Origin of the sequence: Pseudomonas sp. Q1 (assembly GCF_009935975.1) — a bacterium.
GTDB classification, from domain to species: Bacteria; Pseudomonadota; Gammaproteobacteria; order Pseudomonadales; family Pseudomonadaceae; genus Aquipseudomonas; species Aquipseudomonas palleroniana.
Window position 1 is genome coordinate 36,572 of the sequence record NZ_QODI01000009.1, and the last position, 22,390, is coordinate 58,961.

The following is a 22,390-nucleotide window of genomic DNA, read 5'->3' on the forward strand; positions in this document are numbered from 1 at the left end:
AATATTTTTAATCGGGAACCAACAGTTGTAACTTCCGATGAGATCGGTACAATGGCGCGGCTTGCCGAGAGGCAGGCGTCGTTATGGTGACCCCATCGGTCCCCCCGCAACGATTACCCGTTAACCTGGTCAGGCCCGGAAGGGAGCAGCCACAGCGGGAACATTGTGTGCCGGGGTGTGGCTGGTGGGGTTGCCTCCATAACGCTCTTTCTCCTAATGCCTTCGGGCAGCACCGCATCAAATTCAATTCAATTCAAAAAATGCTTTCACGTCATCTGCCATCGAGCAGTCCATGGCGGCATACTCCAGTGCCTGGCATTTGGAGACAGTACCCGTGGAAAAAGTCGACGACCTCACTCGCGAAAAATTGCGCGAGTGGCAGATGCGGCGCCTGGAAATCAAGGACCGTATTCAATCGCATCCGGAACAGACCCTGGAATTATCCAAGGTGCTGGACCTTATGGATGACGAGCACGCTGAAATCCTGAGCCAGGCCGAGATGATCCAGGTCGCGCAGGCGACTCCCGCCGCCGAGCCGACGCCGCCCGTACTGAGCGGCGCGTACACCCTGCAATTGAATGTGGCCGCGCAGAGCACCGAGGATTTGCGCAGGTTGTTCGAGATGGCGGTTTTCGAACTGCAGCAGCAGATCAATACAGCCGGTGCAGCGGGGCGGTATCCCGGAGGCATGGCGGGATCTCTGGGCGAGTATCGCTTTGAGCTGGGTGTTCAGGTTGAACCCGGCGAAGCCTGACGCCAGCGACGCTGTGAGGAAGTATGCAACCGGAACATTTTGATTTATCCAGCCCGGTGTTCCTGCCGGTCACTGACGAAACCTGCGCCGCCTTGCTGGGGGCCGAGGGCGCCAGGGCGCTGCTCGGCCTGACGGACCCGGAGCTGGCGGCGGTGCTGGTCATCCAGAACCTGGCCCAGGCCACGCAAAAAGACCTGACCTGTACGGGCGCCGAGCGCATCCTGGCCAAGTTGATCGGCTGGGCGGTGGACACACAGGCAGAGGGCGCAGCCACATTGCTGTCCGAAGCACAGCGGTTGTTCGACCCGCGCAAACTGTACTTTGGCTGCAACGCGCTCAAAAGCATCAACCTGCGCCTGTTGTCGGTTGAAGAAGTCCAGGCGCGAGATTACCTGCTGCCCAGCGGCCAATGGGATATGGACTACAAGGTCCGTCACCTGCGCGGCAATGATCCGTTCAGCCAGCAGATGATTACGCCCCGGCATCGTGAACGTTGGCTAAGCCCGGCCCAGGACAAACTGGTGCGCACGTTTCGCGCCAATCTCAATGAAGACCTGCACGTTCAAGGTTATGCCGGCGTCGGCAAGAGCCATCTGCTGGGTGCCCTGATCGAGTGCCTGCGCCCTGCTCAGACGTTGATACTGGCGCGCACGGGGGCAAAGCTGGCAACGCTGCGCGAGCGCATGGGGTTGCCCCGCGACAGCAAGGCCGGTTCCACTTTTGCCGCTTTCGCCAAGGCGTTGTTGCACGGCCCACGACCGCCCGTGGCGAATACATCGACCAGGTTACCCACCCGGCAGGCGGTGGCCCAGGCACTGGACATCTACGGTTGGCGCGGGCATGACGGCCAGGCGACCGTGGATGTCTGCCTCAAGGTGCTGGAAAACTATTGCCACACCGCTCATCACAGCCTGTCGGCCCGGCACTTCCCGCATTTCAAGCAAGCGCTGAGCGGCATGGATGCACAGGTGCTGCTGGAATATTCAAGCCGTGTGTGGACCTACCTGGAAAGCAACCCGCAATGGGCCAGCCAGACCGGTTTCGCCACCTTGTTGCTGATCAAGCGCGCCAGCCTCGCCGGTTGTGTGGTGCCGCCCCGTTACACCCATGTACTGATCGATGAAAGCCAGGACATACCGGCGTCGTTGCTGCAGATCATTGAACGTGGTCGTCAGGTGCTGATTACCCTCGGCGATGAATACCAATCGGCCAGTGGCGTGATGGTGAGGCGAAAGCGCGAGGTCCGGCAAAGCGACATCAGCTACTCCGTACGTTCGGGGCGCAACGTCGAGCGTCTGGTCAACCCGTTGATCAGCGTGCACTCGCAAAAGTGCAAGACGCCTTTTGAGGGCGCACGCGATGCCGACGTCGGCATCGAGCACTACCCGCAAGGTTTCGTGCCGCCGGAAGGCTGTGTGGTGTTGACCGCATCCTATTGGGACACCATGAAGTGGGCGATCCAGTTGCACCAGGCCAACTGCCCCTTCGGTTTGCCGAGCAACGCGGCGCAGCAGGATCTGGAACGCTTCATGATCAGCGTCATCGGTTTGTTCAAACCGGACTTCTACAGTGACGAACACAACGAAAAAGGCGCGCACGCTTATTTCGCCGATATGGGCGACTGGCAGCAGGTGCGTGAGGCCAACCAGTTCGATGAGTCGTTCCGGTGGGTCGAGGGCGAGCTGGAAAAAGGCTTCAATGTCGCGGATGTCACGCGTTTGAATCGTCTTGGCGGCGGTCCCGGCACACGTTGCCTGTTGATGCGGGCGCTCGAAGCGGGCGGGATGGAATTCGAACGGGTGCTGCTGACCCCCGAATTGCTGACCAACGTCCCGTTCAAGGATGCCTACGCGTTCGACCAGCGCCTCTGCGAGGTCTATATAGCGATTTCCCGGGCCAGGTCGCAGCTTTACCTGCCCTACGATGTGGTCGAATGGATCGATTACCACAGCGGCCAGAAGTTTCGCGAGAGCCATGGTTGCTGACGGATTAAGTGTGGCTGATTCACAACTTTCCAATCCGCCTCTGGACAACCTAAAACCGCCTTGTTAGTTTTCGCCAGCCGCTTGTTTCAGAATATGACAAGGGTATGGACTTGATATTGAAGTGCTATCACTTCTTTAACTAACAAGGATGTCTGTCATGAAAAGCCTGCAAGGTTTGCCTCCACTTATCAGTGCTTCGGTAGGTGCTCCCGGTAAAGCCCGCAACTTGCCCGCCGATGTGCAGTGCGTCCAGTATTTATTCAATCTGATCATTCCCAAAATGGGTTTTCCGCTGGCCGAAAACGGCAAGTGCGATGGCCAGTTGGTGCAGTGCATCAGCCAGTACCAGTTCCGTCATCTCAAGTATGCCCACCCCGATGGTGTGATCGACCCCACCGGTCGTACCTTCAACAGCCTCATCGAAGAAGCGGTGAAGGTGCCGGTCAAAGCCTTTCCGGGCGTGCGCATTCCGAGCTTTCTCAATGTGTTCGGCAACAACCAGGGGGACGCCGTGCAGGCCACGGTCAACGTCTATCTGGACCGCATGCGCGCGATGGTCGAGGCCGAGCGGCGTAACCGCCAGTTGATGCTCCAGGCCACGTGCGACGGGGGCATGACCCTCAGTGATACCGACTTCCAGAACGCCGCCACGCAGTTGGGTGGCGGCATTTCGGTGAATATCATCAAGGCCTTTGCCACGGTGGAATCCGGCGGACGTTCGGGGTTTGGCCCGGCCAAGTTGCCGGTGATCGCCTTCGAAGGGCACCTGTTTCGCAAGTACACCAAGCACATCTACGACCAGGCGCACCCGCTGCTGTCTTACCCCTACAAGAAAAAGGCCGGACCGCAGTGGCAGGCCAATAACAAGGACCAGACCAAGGCTTGGGAAACCATGGCCACCGCCTTCGCGCTGGATCAGGAAGCGGCGTTGATGTCGGCGTCCTGGGGTATGTTTCAGATCATGGGCTTCAACTACGCGTCATGCGGTTACAAGACGGTGTTTGAATTCGCCGCGGCATTGAAAGTGAATGCCGGTAACCAACTAAAGGCGTTCCTCGGTTTTTGCAGCAAGAGCCCGGCGTTGATGAAAGCCATGAAGGCCAAGGACTTTACCGGCATGGCGCGCAACTATAACGGCGAGGACTACGGCAACTACGACGTGCTGATGCAAAAAGCCTACGAGAAACTGGAAGGGAAAAAATAAGATGATGCGTTTTCTAGCGATGGGTGTGTTGTCGTTGTGCGCCGTGGTACCGGCCTTTGCCGGTTCGCCCGCATTGCATTCAGGCAAGTACGAAGGGCTGATGCTGGCTGTGACGCCTGAGCACCAGGTTGAAGGCTACTACTCAGAAGCCATGGGCGAGGGCGTGACCCGCAGCTGTGCGTTCTACCTGCAAGGCAAGCCCGCTGCGCTGACGACCTGGCTCGACAACGCCTACCCTGGCAGCGTGGCACCCTCGTCGGACGGTGTGACCCTGACCGTGGCAGAAGGCCGCCAGCACCCTGGCTGCCTCAATGTGCTGATGCCGGAGATCGCCACCGGCCTGGACCTGACCCAGACCGCCAACACGAAATGGATCGGCCTGGTGAAGGTGTCCGCCGACAAGGCTTACCTGCTCAAGACCCCCAGCGCCAAGGCGACCAAGCGCCCGTATATCGTCAAGAATGACGTGGTCGGCGTGCTGGCGTTCAAGGATGGTTGGGCGCAAGTCGAGTTCATCAATGCCGACGATCGTTCGTTCACCGGCTGGATCAGCCAGGACCAGTACGCACGCCTGGCCGCCCCGAAGAGCTGACACAGACCCAATGGCGTCAGCCAAAGGTTTCCCGCAGTAACCCGGCGAAGGCATCTCGCGCCAGATGCCGTTGGGTGTCCTTGTGCCAGAACAGCAGGTTGTCCACCGCCTGCAGTTCCTCGAACCGGTACGACGCCAGCTGATTGGCCTGCTCATAGCGGGCCAGGATGCCCTCCGGCGCCAACGCCACGCCAATCCCCGCACTCACGCAACCGATGATGGTGCCCCAACTGGCATAGCTGGCGATGCTCGGCTTGAAGTCGTGGGGTTTGACCCAGTTTTCCAGTGCGGCGCGGTAGGGGCAGCCTGGTGGCCACACCAGCAAGGTGCGTCCGGCCAGGTCCTTGGCGCTGCTGATCGGTTCGCTGGAGGCGCTGGCGATCAGCACCAGGCGTTCGCTGTAGACCACGCTGTGTTCGAGCTTGGCGCGCTTGTTGCCGCTGGCCACCAGCGCCACATCGAGGCGGTGGTGTTGCAGGTCGTCCAGCAGTTGCGCCCAGGCGCCGGTGACCAGTTCCAGGCTGACCTCGGGATAGCGCCGGTGGTATTCCGCCAGCAAGGGCGGCAGGCGCCCGCTGGCGCTGGATTCCACGGCACCGATGCGCAAGGTGCCACGGGGAATCGCGTTGACGTCCACCGCGCGTTTGGATTCTTCCACCAACGCCAGGATGCGCTCGCAGTACTCCAGGAAGATTTCACCGGCGGCGCTGATCGCCAGGCCACGTCCGGCGCGGATGAACAGCGGCGTGCCCAACTCGCTTTCCAGTTGCTTGATGCGCGTGGTGATGTTGGACGGCACACAGTGCAGTTGCAGGGCGGCCTGGGCCACGCTGCCGGTTTGCGCCACGGCTCGCACCATTTTCAGTTGGGCCAGTTCCATTGCTCAGTTCCAGTGATTTCAGAAGTCAGAAACGGTTAATTGTCCTGCGTCCCATGCCAGCCAAGACTGAGTGCATTCCTACTCAGTTTGCGGATGCCGTCAATGAATACCCCGTCACCCTTCAAGCTTACGCTAGTCATCGCCAGCGTCATCCTCTGCTGGGCCTACTCGCCGATCGGCATACATATGGGGCTGCGCAGCTACAGCCCTGGCCAATTGGCATTGCTGCGGTTTCTGATCGCGTCGGTCTTCATGGGCGGCGTTGCGCTGGCAGTGGGTATTGATCGGCCGCGCCTGCGCGACCTGCCGTGGTTGCTGGTGCTGGGCTTTTTTGGCGTGTTCCTGCATCACACCAGCCTCAACAACGGGCAGCAGTGGGTGACGGCGGCGGCGTCCAGTGTGCTGGCTCAGTCGGCGCCTTTGTTCAGTGTGTTGATCGCAGCGTTCTGCTTGAAGGAGCGTGTCAGTGCCTGGCGTTGGGGCTGTGTGCTGTTGGGGTTGGTCGGCGTGTTGATGGTGATCTGGGGCGATGCGGGGGTGGGGGAGATCGATCCGCGTGGCTTGCTGCTCCTGTTGGCGGCCGTTTCGTGGAGCGTCTATTTCGCTATCCAGAAACACTATGCGCACCACTACAGCCCGCTGACCATGGCGTGCTACATGGTGTGGTTCGGCACGTTGATGCTGGGCGTGAACCTGCCGGGCCTGCCGGCCGCGGTGATGCAGGCGCCGTGGCCGGAGAACCTCTCGGTGCTGGTACTGGGTATTTTCCCCAGCGCCCTGGCGTACCTGGCCTGGGGCTATGTGTTGAAGCATGTCGACGTCAGTCGCGCAGCGGTGGCGATGTACCTCATCCCACCGGTGGCGATGGTGATGGCGGCAACGCTGCTGGGCGAGCACATTGCGTTGCAGGTGATGCTCGGCGGGGTGGTCGTATTGGCCAGCGTGGCTGCCATCAGCCTGGAAGGGCGCTGGGGCTCAGTCACTCAGGCAGAACGCCCGCAGCCGATGGCCATCGAGGTCCTGGGCGACAAAGGTGTAGCCGAAATCCATGGCGGTCGGTGACTGGATGATCGTCGCGCCGCGTTCCAGCCAATGCTCGTGCAGGGTATCGACGGCTGCTTTGTCAGGCAGCGAGAAGCCTACTTCGCCACCGCCCCCGGTGAGCTGGGCGGCCGGCTCTACGGTGTGCCGCGACCACAGGCCCAGCTTGACGCCGTTGTCGAGGATGAATAGAGCGAACGTCGGGCCCAGCTCTACCGGCGGCTTGTCCAGCAAGCGGCTGTAAAAGTTGGCGCTGGTGGCGGGACTGTCGACGTACAGCAGGAAATAGTGACCGACGGTGTTCATGCAGGCTCCTTGAGCACGGGGGGATAAGTGAAACCGAGTCTATAAGACCGTGCTGTCAGTTCTTGTCAGGAGCGTATCGAGCCTGTTGCAGGGCCTGCCAGGCCTGCCAAATCAGATTAGACGAGCGTGCCGGATGCAATTTCCCCCTTGCTCCGCTAGCATTACCGGCCTCTGCTCTCCAGTTGCGACGGTTTTCGATGAGTTATCAGGTTCTTGCACGTAAATGGCGTCCGCGCTCGTTCCGCGAAATGGTCGGCCAGACCCATGTGCTCAAGGCTCTGATCAATGCCTTGGACAGCCAGCGGTTGCACCACGCCTACCTGTTCACCGGTACACGTGGGGTGGGCAAGACCACCATTGCGCGCATCATCGCCAAATGCCTGAACTGTGAAACCGGCATCACCTCGACACCCTGCGGCACCTGCTCGGTGTGCCGGGAAATCGATGAAGGGCGTTTCGTCGACCTGATCGAGATCGACGCCGCGAGCCGTACCAAGGTCGAAGACACCCGCGAGCTGCTCGACAACGTGCAGTACGCACCGAGTCGTGGCCGCTTCAAGGTCTACCTGATCGACGAAGTGCACATGCTCTCCAGCCATTCCTTCAACGCCTTGTTGAAAACCCTGGAAGAGCCGCCGCCCTACGTCAAATTCATCCTGGCCACCACCGACCCGCAGAAGCTTCCTGCAACGATTTTGTCGCGGTGCCTGCAGTTCTCCCTGAAAAACATGACCCCCGAGCGGGTGGTCGAGCATTTAACCCACGTGCTGGGCGTCGAGAACGTGCCGTTCGAAGACGACGCGTTGTGGCTGCTCGGTCGTGCTGCCGATGGTTCGATGCGCGATGCCATGAGCCTTACCGACCAGGCCATCGCCTTTGGTGAAGGCAAGGTCATGGCCGCCGATGTGCGCGCCATGCTCGGCACCCTCGACCACGGCCAGGTCTTCGATGTGCTGCACGCGCTGATCGACGGCGACGCCAAGGCGTTGCTCGAAGCCGTGCGCCACCTGTCGGAGCAAGGCCCGGACTGGAACGGCGTGCTCTCGGAAATCCTCAATGTGCTGCACCGGGTCGCCATTGCCCAGGCGCTGCCTGAAGGCGTCGACAACGGCCATGGCGACCGCGACCGCGTGCTGGCCCTGGCCCAGGCATTGCCGGCCGAAGATGTGCAGTTCTACTACCAGATGGGCCTGATCGGCCGTCGGGACCTGCCCCTGGCACCGGACCCGCGTAGCGGTTTTGAGATGGTCCTGCTGCGGATGCTGGCCTTCCGGCCTGCGGACTCGGCAGACGCGCCGAGACAGCCGCTAAAGCCAGTGGGGATCAGCCAGGCCACAGTTGATTCCGCCAAACCAGTGGCTGGCGCGGCGGTGGTCGCGCCAGTGGTTGCTGCGCCCGCGCCGGTTGTGCCGGTTCATGAACCTGAGCCTGAACCTGTGCCCGCTTCGGTAGCTGAACCTGAGCCGGAACCGGAACCTGTCGTCGAGCCCGAGCCCGAGCCGGTCGTCGACCTGCCCTGGAATGATCCGGTGGAAGCCGAGATGGCGCCGGCCGTGGAGCCCGTGCTGGAAACCACCGGCGAACAGCCGGAACTGACGCCGATGCCCACGCCGACCCCGGACAGCGTGGTGCCCGACGCCCCTGAGTGGGTCAGCGCGCCGGTTCCCGAGCCGACCGTGGCCCAGGTAGATGCCGCCACGCCAGGCATGGACCTCGACGACGAACCGCCGCTGGACGAAGACTACATCGAGCCGGATATGGATTCGGCCTACAGCTACCTGGATGACCTGGCCAGCGAACACACCGCCGAGCCGGCCCCGGAGCCCGAAGCCGAGCCCGCTGCGGCACCGGCCACCGGCCTGGCGTTGCAATGGCTGGAGTTGTTCCCGAAATTGCCGATTTCCGGCATGACCGGCAGTATCGCCGCCAACTGCACGCTGATCTCCATCGAAGGCGATCACTGGCTGCTGCACCTGGACCCGGCCCATAGCGCGCTGTTCAACGCCACACAGCAGCGTCGTCTCAACGATGCCCTGAACCAGTACCATGAGCGCACGCTGACGATCAGCATCGAGTTGATCAAGCCCGAGCAGGAAACGCCGGCGCAGGCCGCCACGCGTCGGCGTATCAACCGCCAGCGCGAAGCGGAAGATTCGATCCATGGTGACCCGCTCATCCAGCAAATGATGCAACAGTTCGGCGCAGTCGTTCGCCAAGATACAATTGAACCTGTCGAAGCCCCGGTGCCCCAGGCATCCTGACACCGGGCTACTAAATTGATCCACGTACTTTGAGGTGATTCCCATGATGAAAGGTGGCATGGCCGGCCTGATGAAGCAGGCACAGCAGATGCAGGAAAAGATGGCCAAGATGCAGGAAGAACTGGCCAACGCCGAAGTCACCGGTAAAGCCGGTGGCGATATGGTCAGCGTGGTGATGACCGGTCGTCACGACATCAAGCGCGTGAGCATCGACCCAAGCGTATTGCCAGGTGTCGGCGAAGATGACCTGGAAATGCTCGAAGCCTTGTTCGCCGCCGCCGTCAATGACGCGGTGCGCAAGATCGAAGCCAACAGCCAGGACAAAATGTCCGGCGTGACCGCCGGCATGCAACTGCCTCCGGGCATGAAGCTGCCGTTCTGATCGGGCGGCGTTAGCTAGACTCCAATGCCAGGCCGCGTGCCTGGCATTTTTGTTTGTGTGATCCGATCGAACCCTGGCGGGGTGCGCAAGGTCTGCACCCTATACCGACGCACTCGATAAAGGAGCCCCCTCATGCCTCAAGAACCGGTCCTGAACCAGCGCATTGTCCTGGTTTCTCGCCCCCAAGGCGCGCCGACGCCGGAAAACTTCCGTCTGGAACGCGTGACCCTGCCGGACTTGGCGGACGGCCAGGTGCTGTTGAAGACGCTGTACCTGTCCCTCGACCCTTACATGCGTGGACGCATGAGTGACGCACCGTCCTACGCAGCACCGGTAGAAATCGACGAGGTAATGACCGGTGGCGCCGTCAGCCGTATTGAGCAATCGCGTAATCCCAAATTCGAGGTGGGCGATCTGGTGGTCGGCTCTACCGGCTGGCAGAGCCACAGCATTTCCGACGGTCGCAACCTGATACCGGTGCCCAAGGGCCTGGCGAGCCCATCGATGGCGTTGGGCGTGCTTGGGATGCCGGGCATGACCGCTTATATGGGGTTGATGGATATCGGCCAGCCCAAGCCTGGCGAGACCCTGGTCGTGGCGGCGGCGTCCGGCGCGGTGGGTTCGGTGGTGGGGCAGGTGGCCAAGCTCAAGGGCTTGCGTGTGGTGGGGATTGCCGGTGGCGCGGATAAATGTCGCTATGTGGTGGACGAGTTGGGCTTTGATGCCTGTATCGACCACAAGAGCGAGCACTTTGCCGATGAGCTGGCCCAGGCGTGCTTCAAGGGCGTGGACATCTACTTTGAAAACGTCGGTGGCAAGGTTTTCGATGCGGTGGTGCCGCTGCTCAACCCCAAGGCACGTATTCCACTGTGCGGCCTGATCGCCGGCTATAACGCCCATGAGGCGCCGAGTGGGCCGGATCGCCTGCCGGCATTGCAACGGACCTTGCTTACCAAGCGCGTACGTATCCAGGGCTTTATCGTGTTCGACGACTATGGCGACCGCCAGCCCGAATTCCTCAGTGCGATGGCGCCGTGGGTGCGCGACGGCAAGATCAAGTTCCGCGAGGACGTGGTCGACGGGCTGGAGCAGGCCCCCGAAGCCTTTATTGGTTTGCTGGAAGGGCGCAACTTCGGCAAGTTGGTGGTGCGCCTCGCGCAGGATTGACCATTTGACGCTAATCCGGGGCGCGGGTATAAACCGCGTCTCGTTGTTTTGTCGGACCCATTGCCCATGAGCTTCAGCCCCCTGATTCGCCAACTGATCGACGCCTTGCGTACCTTGCCGGGCGTGGGTCAGAAAACCGCCCAACGCATGGCGCTGCAATTGCTGGAGCGTGATCGCAGCGGCGGTACCCGGTTGGCCCAGGCCCTGAGCCAGGCCATGACGGGTGTGGGGCACTGTCGCCAGTGCCGCACCCTCACTGAGGAAGAACTCTGCCCGCAATGCGCCGATCCACGCCGTGACGACACGCTGTTGTGTGTGGTGGAAGGGCCGATGGACGTGTACGCGGTGGAGCAGACCGGTTACCGCGGGCGCTACTTCGTGCTCAAGGGGCACTTGTCACCCCTGGATGGCCTGGGGCCGGAAGCCATCGGCATTCCGCAACTGGTGGCGCGCATTGAAGAGCAAGGCACTTTCACCGAAGTGATCCTGGCCACCAACCCGACGGTGGAAGGTGAGGCCACGGCGCACTACATCGCGCAGCTGCTGACCAATAAGGGCCTGGTCACCTCGCGTATTGCCCATGGCGTACCGTTGGGTGGCGAGTTGGAACTGGTGGATGGCGGCACCTTGGCGCACTCCTTTGCCGGCCGCAAGCCCATCGCCCTCTAAAGAACAACGCAGCAAAAACTGTGGGAGGGGGCTTGCTCCCGATGGCGACCTTATAGTCGATACCTGATTGACTGAACCACCGCTATCGGGAGCAAGCCCCCTCCCACATTGGTTTTGCATTGTTGGCAGTATTCGCGTCCGGCTTGATAGCCAAGCAAGCGCTTGGTAAGTTCGCTCTACCTCTGCGTGGAGTTTGCCGATGTCTGCCTATCAGGACTACTTCGACCCCAGCCACCTCTTGGTCCGCGACAGCGTGCGCCGTTTTGTCGAGCGCGAGATGTTGCCGGGCATCGAGCAATGGGAGGAGGCCGCAAGCTTTCCCCGCGAGTTGTACCTCAAGGCAGGTGCTGCGGGGATTCTGGGCATCGGTTATCCCGAAGCGCTTGGCGGCAGCCATGAAGGTGACCTGTTCGCCAAGGTGGCCGCCAGTGAAGAGTTGATGCGCTGCGGCTCTGGCGGGGTAGTGGCCGGCTTGGGTTCGCTGGATATCGGCTTGCCACCCGTCGTCAAATGGGCCAGGCCCGCGTTGCGGGAGCGTGTCGTACCGCAGGTGTTGTCCGGCGAGAAGATCATCGCCCTGGCCGTAACCGAGCCGAGCGGCGGTTCTGATGTGGCCAACCTGCAAACCCGTGCGGTCCGTGAGGGCGAGCATTACCGCGTCAGCGGCAGCAAAACCTTTATTACCAGTGGCAGCCGCGCCGACTTCTACACCGTCGCCGTACGTACCGGCGGGCCGGGCTTTGGCGGTATCAGCCTGCTGCTCATTGAAAAAGGCACCCCAGGCTTCACGGTCGGTCAGCCCCTGAAGAAGATGGGCTGGTGGGCGTCGGACACGGCTGAACTGTTCTTCGACGATTGCAGGGTGCCGGTGAGCAACCTGATCGGCGCCGAGAATATGGGGTTTGCCTGCATCATGGACAACTTCCAGAGCGAACGCCTGGCCCTGGCGTTGATGGCCAATATGACCGCGCAACTGGCGCTTGAGCAAAGCCTTGAGTGGGCTGCCCAGCGCGAAGCATTCGGCAAGCCCATCGGCAAGTTTCAGGTGCTCAAGCATCGGTTGGCGGAAATGGCCACTGCCGTGGAAGTGTCCCGCGAATTCACCTATCGCCAGGCGGCCAAGATGGCCGCCGGCAAGAGTGTGATCAAGGAGATTTCCATGGCCAAGAACCTCGCCACCGACACGGCCGACCGCGTCACTTATGACGCGGTGCAGATCCTCGGTGGCCAGGGTTACATGCGTGGCAACCTGGTGGAGCGGCTGTACCGCGACAACCGCATCCTGTCCATCGGGGGTGGCACTCGCGAAGTGATGAATGAAATCATCAGCAAGCAGATGGGGCTTTGATCAGCGCTCGGTCAATGCGAACTGGGTCAGGCAGAACGTCGGAATGCCCATGTCTTCCAGGCGCTGTGAGCCGCCCAGCTCCGGCAGGTCGATGATCGCCGCGGCTTCGAAGATCTTCGCGCCCATGCGACGCACCAGGTTGGCGGCAGCGATCAGGGTGCCGCCGGTGGCGATCAAATCATCGAACATCAAGACCGAGTCGCCTTCGCACAGACTGTCGGCATGCACCTCCAGAAAGGCTTCACCGTACTCGGTCTGGTAACCCTCGGCCAACACATCGGCGGGCAGCTTGCCTTGCTTGCGGAACAGGATCAGCGGCTTGTTCAACTGGTAGGCGATGATCGAGCCGATCAGAAAGCCCCGCGCATCCATCGCGCCGATATGCGTGAAGTCGGCTTCTACATAGCGATGGGCAAAGCTGTCGGCCACCAGGCGCAGGGCGCGGGGTGATTGGAACAGCGGCGTGATGTCACGAAAGATCACGCCAGGCTTGGGGAAGTCGATGACAGGGCGGATCAGGGATTTGATGTCGAACGAATCGAAGGTCATCGTCGAAGAGTCCTGGGAGCGGAAAACGGACTCGAAGTATACCTGCGGCCCCGCCGATTGGCGCGGCCGCAGGTGGCTGGATCAACTCTCCAGCGCCCCCCCGGCCAGCGAACACAGCTGGATCGGGTCAAGGATGTGCACTTCCTTGCCCTCGGCGGCGATCAGCTCGTTCTGCTGGAAGCGGGTAAACACCCGGGACACGGTTTCCACCGCCAAGCCCAGGTAGTTGCCGATTTCATTGCGCGACATGCTCAGGCGGAACTGGTTGGCCGAGAAGCCACGGGCGCGGAAGCGTGCCGACAGGTTGACCAGGAAGGTAGCGATGCGCTCGTCGGCGGTTTTTTTCGACAACAGCAGCATCATTTGTTGATCGTCGCGAATCTCGCGGCTCATCACGCGCATCAACTGGCGGCGCAGTTGCGGCAGTTGCAAGGCCAATTCATCCAGACGCTCGAAGGGGATTTCGCATACCGACGTCGTCTCCAGAGCCTGGGCCGATACCGGGTGAATCTCGGTGTCCATGCCGGACAACCCCACCAATTCGCTGGGCAGGTGGAAACCGGTGATCTGTTCTTCGCCGCTGTCGCTCAGGCTGAACGTCTTCAACGCCCCCGAACGTACTGCATAGACGGAGTCAAACTTGTCGCCCTGGCGAAACAGAAACTCGCCCTTTTTCAGCGGGCGGCCGCGTTTAACGATGTCGTCCAGCGCATCCATGTCTTCCAGATTCAACGAAAGTGGCAGGCACAGGGGAGCCAGGCTGCAATCCTTGCAATGGGCCTGGCTGTGAGCGCGCAGTTTAACTGGCTCGGACATTTCTTAAATCCTTGTGGGAAATCACACATAAGACGTAAGGGTAACGCACCGAGGGTAGCTGAGGCCAGCGTGTACAAAAAAGCGGCAGCGGTATACAGGTTTTTGTATCGCTGCCGATACATTGTTGTCTCTCAACGAGCAGGAGCTCAGATCATGTCCGTCAGCAGTGTCCAGAACCCACAGATTAATGTGGCTGCAGTGTCGGTCTGGAAGGCCGCCGATGCCTCCAAGGACAAAGACGCCGCCTCCAAGGCACCCACCGCGCCAGAAACCGCCGAACCCAAGACCACCGAGGGGGTAAAGGTGGTCATCTCCGGAGAGGCGATGGGCGCATCGAAGGCCGAGCAATCGGACAATAGCGATATCGACAACAGCAGCCTGAGCGATAGCGTCAAGCAGTTGCTGAAAATGATCCGTGAACTCAAAAAGCAGCTTGCCGAAAAAATGGCCGAAATGGCAGCGGTCATGGCCGATAATTCCATGACGCCTGAGGCGCGCCTGGTGAAGGTGGGCAACCTGCAGGCTGGCGTGTCGGCATTACAGGCTGGCTTGACCTTGGCTCAGACCGCTTTGGCCAAGGCCATGAAAGACCAGCCACCGTCGGCTCAATTGGAAGCCATGAGCCTGGCCTCGCGCTAACCGGGCTCAGATGACCCGCGAGAATCGCTGCCTGTTCTGGTGCTCCAGATAGGCATCGAACACCATGCACACCGAGCGCACCAGCAAGCGTCCGGCCGGCAGCACGCGAATGCTGTGGGCATCCAGTTCGATCAGGCCGTCTGCCGCCATGGTCTCCAGCTGTGGCCACAGCTCAAGGAAATAGCCGCGAAAATCAATGTTGAAGGCCTGTTCGATCTGCTCGAAGTTCAGGCTGAAGTTGCAGATCAACTGCTGAATCACCTCGCGTCGCAAGCGGTCGTCGGTGGTGCAGACCAAGCCACGGCTGGTTGCCAGTTGCGCGCCGGCCAGGGCGTTCTGGTACTGGTTCAAGTCGCTGCTGTTCTGGCAGTACAGGTCGCCGATCTGGCTGATCGCCGATACCCCCAGCCCGATCAAGTCGCAATGGCCGTGGGTGGTGTAGCCCTGGAAATTGCGCTGCAACCTGCCTTCCTCCTGGGCAACAGCCAATTCGTCATCCGGCAGGGCGAAGTGGTCCATGCCGATGTAGCGGTAACCGGCCTGGGTCAATTGCTCGATGGTGGTTTGCAGCATCAGCAGTTTTGCCGCAGGCGAAGGCAAGTCGTCGGTGTTGATGCGCCGCTGCGGCATAAAGCGCTCGGGCAGGTGCGCGTAGTTGAACACCGACAGGCGATCCGGTTGCAGACTGATCACTTCTTCCACGGTGCGCGCGAAGTTCAACGGCGTTTGCTTGGGTAAGCCGTAGATCAGATCAATGTTGATCGAACGAAACTGCAAGGTGCGCGCGGCGTCGATCACTGCGCGGGTTTCTTCCAGGCTTTGCAGGCGGTTGACCGCCCGTTGCACCTCCGGGTCAAGGTCCTGCAGGCCAATGCTCACGCGGTTGAAACCCAGTTCACGCAACAGGCCCATGGTGGCCCAGTCGGCTTCGCGGGGGTCGATCTCGATGCCGTAGTCGCCCGAGTCATCATCGAGCAAATTGAAGTGCTGGCGCAGGTGCGTCATCACCTGGCGCAGTTCGTCATGGCTGAGAAAGGTCGGGGTGCCGCCGCCGAAGTGCAGCTGCTCCACGGGCTGTTTCGGGTCCAGGTGACAGGCCACCAACTGGATTTCCTGCTCCAGGCGTTGCAGGTAGGCCTGGGCGCGGCCACGGTCCTTGGTGATCACCTTGTTGCAAGCGCAGTAATAGCAAATGTTCGCGCAGAACGGCACGTGGATATACAGCGATAAGGGGCGGGCGGCTTTGCGGCTTTCGCGCAGGGCATGCAGCAGGTCGAAGGTGCCAACCTGGCTGTCGAATTGTACGGCGGTGGGGTAGGACGTGTAACGCGGCCCCGCCAAGTCGTAGCGGTGAATCAGATGTGTGTCCCAACGAATGGCGTCGAGCATGCGGGCGGTCCCCCGGATAGGCTAGTGGGCCGAGTCTAGGGGCGAGCCGCAGGTGGCATGTTGATTTGCATCAACGGGGAGCGGCGCTATGCCACATGGCCGTTAATGGCCCATCAACCAGTGCTGATGCGGGCCGGGCAGGGTCCATAAGCCAAACACAATCACCCATACGCCACCGGCCACACGCACGCTGCGTTTGCGCAGCCAGGCGGTGACGCGTTCGGCTGCCAGGCCGGTCGCCAGCAACACCGGCCAAGTGCCCAAGCCAAACGCCAGCATCAGCAGTGCACTGTCCAGCGCATTGCCCTGGCTCGCCGCCCACAGCAGGGAGCTGTAGACCAAGCCACACGGCAACCAGCCCCAGAGCGCGCCCAGCAGCAGGGCGCGGGGCAGGCTGGACACCGGCAGCAAACGGCTGGCGACGGGCTGGATATAGCGCCACAGGCCGCGTCCGAGGCTTTCGATGCGGGTCAGGCCGCTCCACCAGCCGGCCAGGTACAGGCCCATGCTGATCAGCAGTAGCCCGGCGAGCACGCGCATGAACATCGCCGCGGGGCTGTTGGCCAGCGCCCAGCCGGCCAGGCCGATCAACAACCCGGCCGTCGCGTAGCTGAGGATGCGCCCCAGGTTGTAGGCCAGCAGCAGGCGGAACCTGCGGCCGCGTTGGTGCTTGGGAATCGCCAGGGTCAGCGCACCCATCAGCCCGCCACACATGCCCAGGCAATGGCCGCCACCGAGCAAACCGAGGATCAGCGCCGAGACCAGCAGGGGGGGCAGCTCAAGCATGGGGAGGGTCTTTGGGCGGTTGTTCCGGGCCGTTCGCTTCGTCGATGGCGGCCAGGTGGTTCGGGTCCTGATCTTCGAACAGCACGCTGTGGGCCGGGCCGTCGAGGTCTTCGTACTGGCCGCTGTCCACGGCCCAGAAGAAGATGTAAATGGCCACGCCCACTAAGAGCAGCGCCGCCGGGATCATCACGTATAGAGCTGGCATCTGCACTCCATGCCCGCACGCCTCAAACCGGCAGCGGGCGGGTTACCAAAGGGGCACCGGCTGGCTGCACATTCGGCAGGCGAGCCAGGCGCAGCGCATTGAGCACCACAGTCAAGGAACTGAGGGACATGCCGATCGCGGCCCAGATCGGGGTGATCCAACCCAGGGCGGCAAACGGCAGCATAAGGCTATTGTATAGCCCGGCCCACAGCAGATTCTCGATGATGACCCGCCGGGTACGCCGCGCCAGGCTAAAGGCTTGCACCAGGGCATCGAGGCGGTTGGACAGTAGCACGGCGTCGGCGCTGGTTTTCGCCAAGTCCGTGGCCGACCCCATGGCCACGCTGATATCGGCGGCGGCCAGCACCGGTACATCGTTGACGCCATCACCCAGCATCAGCACGGTGCGGCCTTCCTGGTGCAAGCGTTGCAGCACCCGCAGCTTGTCATCCGGGCGCAGGCCGCCGTGGGCTTCGTCGATGCCCAGGTCGGCGGCGACGCTGGCGACCATTGGCGAACTGTCACCGGACAGCAACAGCGTGCGCCAGCCACGGGCCTTGCACGCAGCCAGCAGGGACGGTGCATCGCTGCGCAAGCGGTCATCCAGCACGAACCAGGCCAGGGCGCCATGGCTGTCGCCCAACAACAGCCATTGGCCGGCTGCGTCCGGTGCCTCAGGCAGCGGGCACCCACTCAGTTCGCAGACAAAGGCGGCGTGGCCGATGCGCAAGCGGCGTTCGCCCACGCGCCCCTCCAGCCCCAGCCCTGGGGCACTGATGACTTCTTCAGCGGCCAACGGCGCGCGCCCGAAGGCTCGGGCGATGGGGTGTTCGGAGCGGTTTTCGAGGGCGGCGGCGAGGCTCAGGCAGTCATCGCTGTTCAACGCGCCCACGGGACGTATGGCACGTAACGCCAGGCGACCTTCGGTCAGGGTGCCGGTCTTGTCGAAAATCACCGTATCGATCTGGTTCAAACCCTCCAGTACATGGCCGCGGGTCAGCAGTAGCCCGAGTTTGTGCAGGGTGCCGGTGGCGGCGGTGAGGGCGGTCGGGGTGGCCAGCGACAGCGCACAAGGGCAGGTCGCCACCAGCATTGCCAGGACGATCCAGAACGCCCGCGTCGGGTCCAACTGCCACCACGCCAGGCCGATCAGCAGCGCGGCGACCAGTGAGCACAACAGGAACCACTGCGCCGCGCGGTCGGCGATTTGCGCCAGGCGCGGTTTCTCGGCCTGGGCGCGCTCCAGCAGGCGCACGATGGCCGACAAGCGGGTGTCATGGCCCAAGGCGCGCACCTCGACGGTCAGCGCGCCTTCGACGTTAAGCGTACCGGCGGTGACGGTGTCACCGATAAAGCGCGATTGCGGCAGGTATTCGCCGGTCAGCAGCGACTCGTCGATGCTCGACTGACCCTCGAGAATCACCCCGTCGGCCGGCAGGACGGCGCCCGGATGTACCAATACCCGATCACCCAACACCAACTCACTGAGCAGGATGCGCTCGCTCTGCCCACCGCTGTTCAAGCGCAGGCACGAGGCGGGCAACAGGTTGACCAACTGCGCGGTGGCGGCGGCGGTGCGCTCACGAGCGCGGCGTTCCAGATAGCGGCCGGCCAGCAGGAACAGCGCGAACATGCCCACCGCGTCGAAATACAGTTCGCCGGACCCGGTAATCGCGGTCCAGATGCCCGCCAGGTACGCGCCGCCAATCGCCAGGGACACCGACACATCCATGGTCAGGTGACGTGTACGCAAGTCGCGCAGGGCGCCCTTGAAAAACGGCGCGCAGCTGTAGAACACGATGGGGGTTGTGAGAAACATCGCCACCCAGCGCAGGATCACATGCAGTTCCGGGCTCAAATCGATGTTGAATTCAGGCCAGGTCGCCATGGTTGCCATCATCGCCTGGAACCACAACAAACCGGCCACCCCCAGTTGGCGCAGGGCCAGGCGGTTCTCGCCGGCCAATTGCTGGGCTGCGCGGTCGGCCTGATAGGGGTGGGCGGCATAGCCAATATGACGCAGTTCACCGAGCAACCGGCTCAACGGCAATTGAGCGTCGGCCCAGCGGACTTGCAAGCGATGGTTGGACAGGTTCAGCCGCGCCTCCGCCACAGCGGGCAGGCTGCGCAGGTGTTTTTCGATCAGCCAGCCACACGCGGCGCAACTGATGCCTTCCATCAACAGGGTGGCTTCCGCCAGTTCGCCTTCGTGGCGTACAAAGGGCTTTTGCACGTCGGCGCGGTCGTACAGCGCCAATTCGTCCACGAGTTGCACCGGCAACGCCTCGGGGTTGGCCGAGGCTTCGCTGCGGTGCTGGTAGTAGCTTTCCAGCCCACCGGCAACGATGGCTTCGGCCACCGCCTGGCAGCCTGGGCAACACAACTCACGGGGTTCACCCAGGATCTGCGCGGTAAACCGGCTGCCCGCCGGGACGGGCAGGGCGCAGTGGTAGCAGGGGATGGGGCTGGTCATGGTCGGGTTACTGGTCTTCAGCACCTTGCAGCGGTTCGTCACCCAACAGCAGGTCCTTGTCGTGGCTGACCTGCTCTTCTTCGAACAGGCGCCAGGTCTTGTCACCTTCTACGCCGAGCAGTTCCACGAAGCGTCGGCCGTCGACCTTGTCGGTGACCTGACCGATGTAGCGCCCGGGTTCGCTGTCGCTACGGGTCAGGATGATCTTGCGGTCCTTCTGCGGCTGGGTTGGCGAAATCAGGTTCAACTCCAGCGTATTCGGGTTGCTGTTGCCGGTCAGGCGCAGGTCGACTTCGCCAGTCAGCTCGTCCAGGTGCACCGATGCACGCAGTTGCAGGGTCTGCGCCAGTTGTTCGCGATCCAGGGAGCGGTTGATGCCTTTGCCGGCCTCGTAATAGTTGTCGTTGACCAGGTTGTCGGGGTTTTTCACCGCGATAGTCACCATGGACAGGGTCAAGGTCACCGAGCAGGCCAGGATGCCAATGATGATCCAGGGCCAAAGGTGCTTGTACCAAGGGCTTGCGGCAGTTGCTGCGGGCATTGTGGCGCTCTCTTTTAACGGGCTTTTTGTTTATCGGACCTGGGGGCCGATGAATCGGCTCTTGGCTTCAACGTGGACGCTGTCGTCATCGGCATCCTTGAGGATGAATTGCACCTCGTTGGTGCTCGACGGCAGTTGCTCGGGGGCGCTGGACAGTTCCACCGGCATGCTGAAGATATCCCCGGCGGCGACTTTGATCTCGCGGCGGCCTTGCAGCTTGAGGTCCGGCAGGCCCGCTGCGTCGAGCACGTAGGTGTGGTCGCGCTGGTCTTTGTTCATGATCTTCAGGCTGTAGACGTTTTCGATGCGGCCTTCGGCGTTTTCGCGGTAGAGCACGCGGTCTTTGCTGACGTCGAAGCCCACCAGCGAGCGCATGAAAAATGCCGTGACCAGCAGGCTGATCATCGCCAGCAGGACCAGGGCGTAACCGATCAATCGTGGTCGCAGCTTGTGAGTCTTCTGTCCGGACAGGTTGTGCTCGGTGGTGTAGCTGATCAGGCCGCGTGGGTAGTCCATCTTGTCCATGATGTTGTCGCATGCGTCGATACAGGCGGCGCAACCGATGCATTCGATTTGCAGGCCGTCGCGGATGTCGATCCCGGTCGGGCAGACCTGCACGCACATCGTGCAATCGATGCAATCGCCCAGGCCCTGAGCCTTGTAGTCGACGCCTTTTTTGCGCGGGCCACGCACTTCACCGCGACGCGGGTCGTAGGAGACGATCAAGGTGTCTTTGTCGAACATCACGCTCTGGAAGCGTGCGTACGGGCACATGTAGATGCACACCTGTTCGCGTAGCCAGCCGGCGTTGCCATAGGTGGCGAGGGTGAAGAAGCCTACCCAGAAATAGGACCAGCCATCGGCCTGGCCGGTGAAGAAGTCGAACACCAGCTCGCGGATCGGCGAGAAGTAGCCGACAAAGGTCATGCCGGTGACAAAACCGATCAACAGCCACAGGCTGTGCTTGCTCAATTTGCGCAGGAACTTGTTGACGCCCATCGGTGCCTTGTCGAGCTTGATGCGCTGGTTGCGATCGCCTTCGGTGACCTTTTCGCACCACATGAAGATCCAGGTCCACACGCTTTGCGGGCAGGTATAACCGCACCACACGCGACCGGCGTACACCGTGATAAAGAACAGGCCAAATGCGGCAATGATCAACAGGCCCGACAGCAGGATGAAGTCCTGGGGCCAGAAGGTCGCGCCAAAAATGAAGAATTTGCGTTCCGGCAGGTTCCACCACACCGCCTGGTGGCCCCCCCAGTTCAGCCACACCGTGCCGAAATAGAGCAGGAACAGACCGGCACCGCCGAGCATGCGCAAATTACGGAACAGGCCGGTGAAGGCGCGGGTGTAGATCTTCTCTCGCGAGGCGTAGAGATCGACCGTGTTGCTGGCGTTTTTGGCAGGCGGGGTAACGTCATGTACCGGTATCTGGTTGCTCATCATTGCATCCCACGGCGGTGGAGACTTGCCTCGGCCAGTACGTGCCAGCCGGGGTCAAATAGGGGTGTGGCAGTGGCCTAATGATACGCCCCCGGTGGTGCGCTAAGGGTGCGACCTTTGGTCGCGTTGGGGGAATTCAATTGATGGTATATGTGATCTGGATCAATTGACTTGGGAAGTATGGACGGTTTTTGCCTCAAGGCGGGTCATTCGTTCCATGGATTGAGCAACGGAACGCCGCTGGACTGAAAGTCGCAGACATTGCGCGTCACGACGGTCAGCCCATGCACCAGCGCTGTCGCGGCGATCAGCGCATCACTTTCATTAGCCTGGTCGGGTACATGCAATTGCGCACAACGCAACGCAACTGCGGCATCGACAGGCAGGATCCTGGCATCAAAGGCGGGCATTACGTGCTTTTTCAGCCAGGTTCGTAACACCTTCCCTTGCACCGGGTCTCGACGTTCAATGCGCAAGACGCCGGTCTCCAGCTCCTTGAGGGTGATAGCCGAGATGAACATGCGTGGAGCAATGACACTTTTTGCCCAGGCGACGACTTTGGCGTCAGCCCGGGGTTTACGAAGTTCAGAGATTACGTTGGTGTCGAGCAGGTACATCAAGAGAGGTCCACAGGTCGATGGATGATCACGGCGCGTTCGGTTTCGAACTCGATATCGGCCGCTTCCGACATCATCAGCAAGTCAACGATGTCAGCATCGAGGCCTGTCAGTTTCTGGTAGTCCTCAATGCTTAGCAGGACATGGGCAGGCTTGCCGCGATCGGTGATAAAAACCGGCCCTTGGCGAGCGGCTTTTTTGGCACCACTTGTGTCTTGATTGAATTCCCGGCTGGAAATGGTGGTGATGGTCATGGGGTATCCCCCTTCGTCAGATTTTATGTAGGCACGTTACTACTTAGGTTCGAGCAGGAGCAAGTCCGAGGCTACGAGCGGTCATT

23 protein-coding genes and 1 other RNA gene are annotated in these 22,390 nt (G+C 61.5%); 12 read left to right on the top strand and 12 right to left on the bottom strand.

The features are described from left to right. Positions 1 to 93: 93 nt before the first annotated feature. From ffs to DK870_RS15485, 5 genes are all read left to right on the top strand, one after another. An RNA gene (gene ffs, locus DK870_RS15465) (signal recognition particle sRNA small type) lies at positions 94 to 190 on the top strand. A gap of 102 nt (positions 191 to 292) precedes the next feature. Beyond that, the gene (locus DK870_RS15470) at positions 293 to 754 is read left to right on the top strand and encodes a hypothetical protein (RefSeq protein WP_218580531.1); all 462 of its coding nucleotides are present in this window, start codon (positions 293 to 295) and stop codon (positions 752 to 754) included. 23 nt (positions 755 to 777) lie between these two features. Beyond that, a complete protein-coding gene (locus DK870_RS15475) occupies positions 778 to 2,739 on the top strand; it encodes an AAA family ATPase (protein ID WP_161549069.1) in 1,962 nt (653 codons plus the stop codon). Between the two features lie 157 nt (positions 2,740 to 2,896). Beyond that, complete coding sequence (locus DK870_RS15480; RefSeq protein WP_060756171.1) at positions 2,897 to 3,943, top strand: N-acetylmuramidase family protein; 1,047 nt, start codon at positions 2,897 to 2,899, stop codon at positions 3,941 to 3,943. Between the two features lies 1 nt (position 3,944). Then, a complete protein-coding gene (locus tag DK870_RS15485; RefSeq protein WP_161549070.1) occupies positions 3,945 to 4,535 on the top strand; it encodes a hypothetical protein in 591 nt (196 codons plus the stop codon). Between the two features lie 16 nt (positions 4,536 to 4,551). Here the strand turns inward: DK870_RS15485 and DK870_RS15490 are convergent, their stop codons facing one another. Continuing rightward, positions 4,552 to 5,415 (bottom strand): LysR family transcriptional regulator, encoded by an 864-nt coding sequence (locus DK870_RS15490; RefSeq protein WP_090369365.1) that lies wholly within the window; start codon positions 5,413 to 5,415, stop codon positions 4,552 to 4,554. A 102-nt stretch (positions 5,416 to 5,517) separates the two neighbouring features. Here DK870_RS15490 and DK870_RS15495 point away from each other — a divergent pair, with 102 nt between their 5' ends. Then, positions 5,518 to 6,477 (top strand): DMT family transporter, encoded by a 960-nt coding sequence (locus tag DK870_RS15495; protein ID WP_090369367.1) that lies wholly within the window; start codon positions 5,518 to 5,520, stop codon positions 6,475 to 6,477. On the opposite strand, the gene DK870_RS15500 is transcribed toward DK870_RS15495, so the two are convergent. Then, positions 6,391 to 6,762 carry a VOC family protein gene (locus DK870_RS15500; RefSeq protein WP_161549071.1) on the bottom strand — a complete coding sequence of 124 codons (372 nt, stop codon included), beginning with the start codon at positions 6,760 to 6,762 and terminating at the stop codon, positions 6,391 to 6,393. The genes DK870_RS15495 and DK870_RS15500 overlap by 87 nt on opposite strands. A 197-nt stretch (positions 6,763 to 6,959) precedes the next feature. Here DK870_RS15500 and dnaX point away from each other — a divergent pair, with 197 nt between their 5' ends. The 5 genes from dnaX to DK870_RS15525 all read left to right on the top strand — a co-directional run bounded on the left by dnaX (position 6,960) and on the right by DK870_RS15525 (position 12,589). Continuing rightward, positions 6,960 to 9,023 (top strand): DNA polymerase III subunit gamma/tau, encoded by a 2,064-nt coding sequence (dnaX, locus tag DK870_RS15505; protein ID WP_161549072.1) that lies wholly within the window; start codon positions 6,960 to 6,962, stop codon positions 9,021 to 9,023. Between the two features lie 43 nt (positions 9,024 to 9,066). Next, the gene (locus DK870_RS15510; protein WP_003193199.1) at positions 9,067 to 9,405 is read left to right on the top strand and encodes a YbaB/EbfC family nucleoid-associated protein; all 339 of its coding nucleotides are present in this window, start codon (positions 9,067 to 9,069) and stop codon (positions 9,403 to 9,405) included. Between the two features lie 132 nt (positions 9,406 to 9,537). Continuing rightward, entirely contained in the window at positions 9,538 to 10,572 is a 1,035-nt protein-coding gene (locus tag DK870_RS15515) for an NADP-dependent oxidoreductase (RefSeq protein ID WP_060756165.1), read from the top strand. 66 nt (positions 10,573 to 10,638) lie between these two features. After that, complete coding sequence (gene recR, locus DK870_RS15520) at positions 10,639 to 11,241, top strand: recombination mediator RecR (RefSeq protein WP_060756164.1); 603 nt, start codon at positions 10,639 to 10,641, stop codon at positions 11,239 to 11,241. 199 nt (positions 11,242 to 11,440) lie between these two features. After that, positions 11,441 to 12,589 carry an acyl-CoA dehydrogenase family protein gene (locus DK870_RS15525; RefSeq protein ID WP_161549073.1) on the top strand — a complete coding sequence of 383 codons (1,149 nt, stop codon included), beginning with the start codon at positions 11,441 to 11,443 and terminating at the stop codon, positions 12,587 to 12,589. Here DK870_RS15525 and DK870_RS15530 read toward each other — a convergent pair whose 3' ends face one another. Next, entirely contained in the window at positions 12,590 to 13,138 is a 549-nt protein-coding gene (locus DK870_RS15530) for an adenine phosphoribosyltransferase (RefSeq protein ID WP_090369375.1), read from the bottom strand. An 81-nt stretch (positions 13,139 to 13,219) separates the two neighbouring features. Further along, positions 13,220 to 13,954 (bottom strand): fumarate/nitrate reduction transcriptional regulator Fnr, encoded by a 735-nt coding sequence (gene fnr / locus DK870_RS15535; protein ID WP_060756161.1) that lies wholly within the window; start codon positions 13,952 to 13,954, stop codon positions 13,220 to 13,222. A gap of 153 nt (positions 13,955 to 14,107) precedes the next feature. Here fnr and DK870_RS15540 point away from each other — a divergent pair, with 153 nt between their 5' ends. Further along, positions 14,108 to 14,593 carry a hypothetical protein gene (locus DK870_RS15540; RefSeq protein ID WP_060756160.1) on the top strand — a complete coding sequence of 162 codons (486 nt, stop codon included), beginning with the start codon at positions 14,108 to 14,110 and terminating at the stop codon, positions 14,591 to 14,593. 6 nt (positions 14,594 to 14,599) lie between these two features. Here the strand turns inward: DK870_RS15540 and hemN are convergent, their stop codons facing one another. From hemN to DK870_RS15580, 8 genes are all read right to left on the bottom strand, one after another. Further along, positions 14,600 to 15,982 carry an oxygen-independent coproporphyrinogen III oxidase gene (gene hemN, locus DK870_RS15545; protein WP_104994484.1) on the bottom strand — a complete coding sequence of 461 codons (1,383 nt, stop codon included), beginning with the start codon at positions 15,980 to 15,982 and terminating at the stop codon, positions 14,600 to 14,602. Positions 15,983 to 16,084: 102 nt separating this feature from the next. Further along, positions 16,085 to 16,768: a sulfite exporter TauE/SafE family protein gene (locus DK870_RS15550; protein ID WP_161549074.1), complete on the bottom strand. Its 684-nt coding sequence runs from the start codon at positions 16,766 to 16,768 to the stop codon at positions 16,085 to 16,087. Next, positions 16,761 to 16,973: a cbb3-type cytochrome oxidase assembly protein CcoS gene (gene ccoS / locus DK870_RS15555; protein WP_161549075.1), complete on the bottom strand. Its 213-nt coding sequence runs from the start codon at positions 16,971 to 16,973 to the stop codon at positions 16,761 to 16,763. Before ccoS ends, DK870_RS15550 begins: the two co-directional genes overlap by 8 nt. Before the next feature lie 22 nt (positions 16,974 to 16,995). Continuing rightward, a complete protein-coding gene (locus DK870_RS15560; RefSeq protein WP_161549076.1) occupies positions 16,996 to 19,446 on the bottom strand; it encodes a heavy metal translocating P-type ATPase in 2,451 nt (816 codons plus the stop codon). A 7-nt stretch (positions 19,447 to 19,453) separates the two neighbouring features. Continuing rightward, entirely contained in the window at positions 19,454 to 19,987 is a 534-nt protein-coding gene (locus DK870_RS15565; protein ID WP_060756157.1) for a FixH family protein, read from the bottom strand. 30 nt (positions 19,988 to 20,017) lie between these two features. Further along, on the bottom strand, positions 20,018 to 21,433 hold the full coding sequence (ccoG, locus tag DK870_RS15570; protein WP_161549077.1) for a cytochrome c oxidase accessory protein CcoG: 1,416 nt from the start codon (positions 21,431 to 21,433) through the stop codon (positions 20,018 to 20,020). A 206-nt stretch (positions 21,434 to 21,639) separates the two neighbouring features. Beyond that, complete coding sequence (locus DK870_RS15575) at positions 21,640 to 22,050, bottom strand: type II toxin-antitoxin system VapC family toxin (protein WP_161549078.1); 411 nt, start codon at positions 22,048 to 22,050, stop codon at positions 21,640 to 21,642. Beyond that, on the bottom strand, positions 22,050 to 22,304 hold the full coding sequence (locus DK870_RS15580; RefSeq protein ID WP_161549079.1) for a type II toxin-antitoxin system Phd/YefM family antitoxin: 255 nt from the start codon (positions 22,302 to 22,304) through the stop codon (positions 22,050 to 22,052). The genes DK870_RS15575 and DK870_RS15580 overlap by 1 nt, the downstream gene beginning before the upstream one ends. Positions 22,305 to 22,390: the final 86 nt, after the last annotated feature.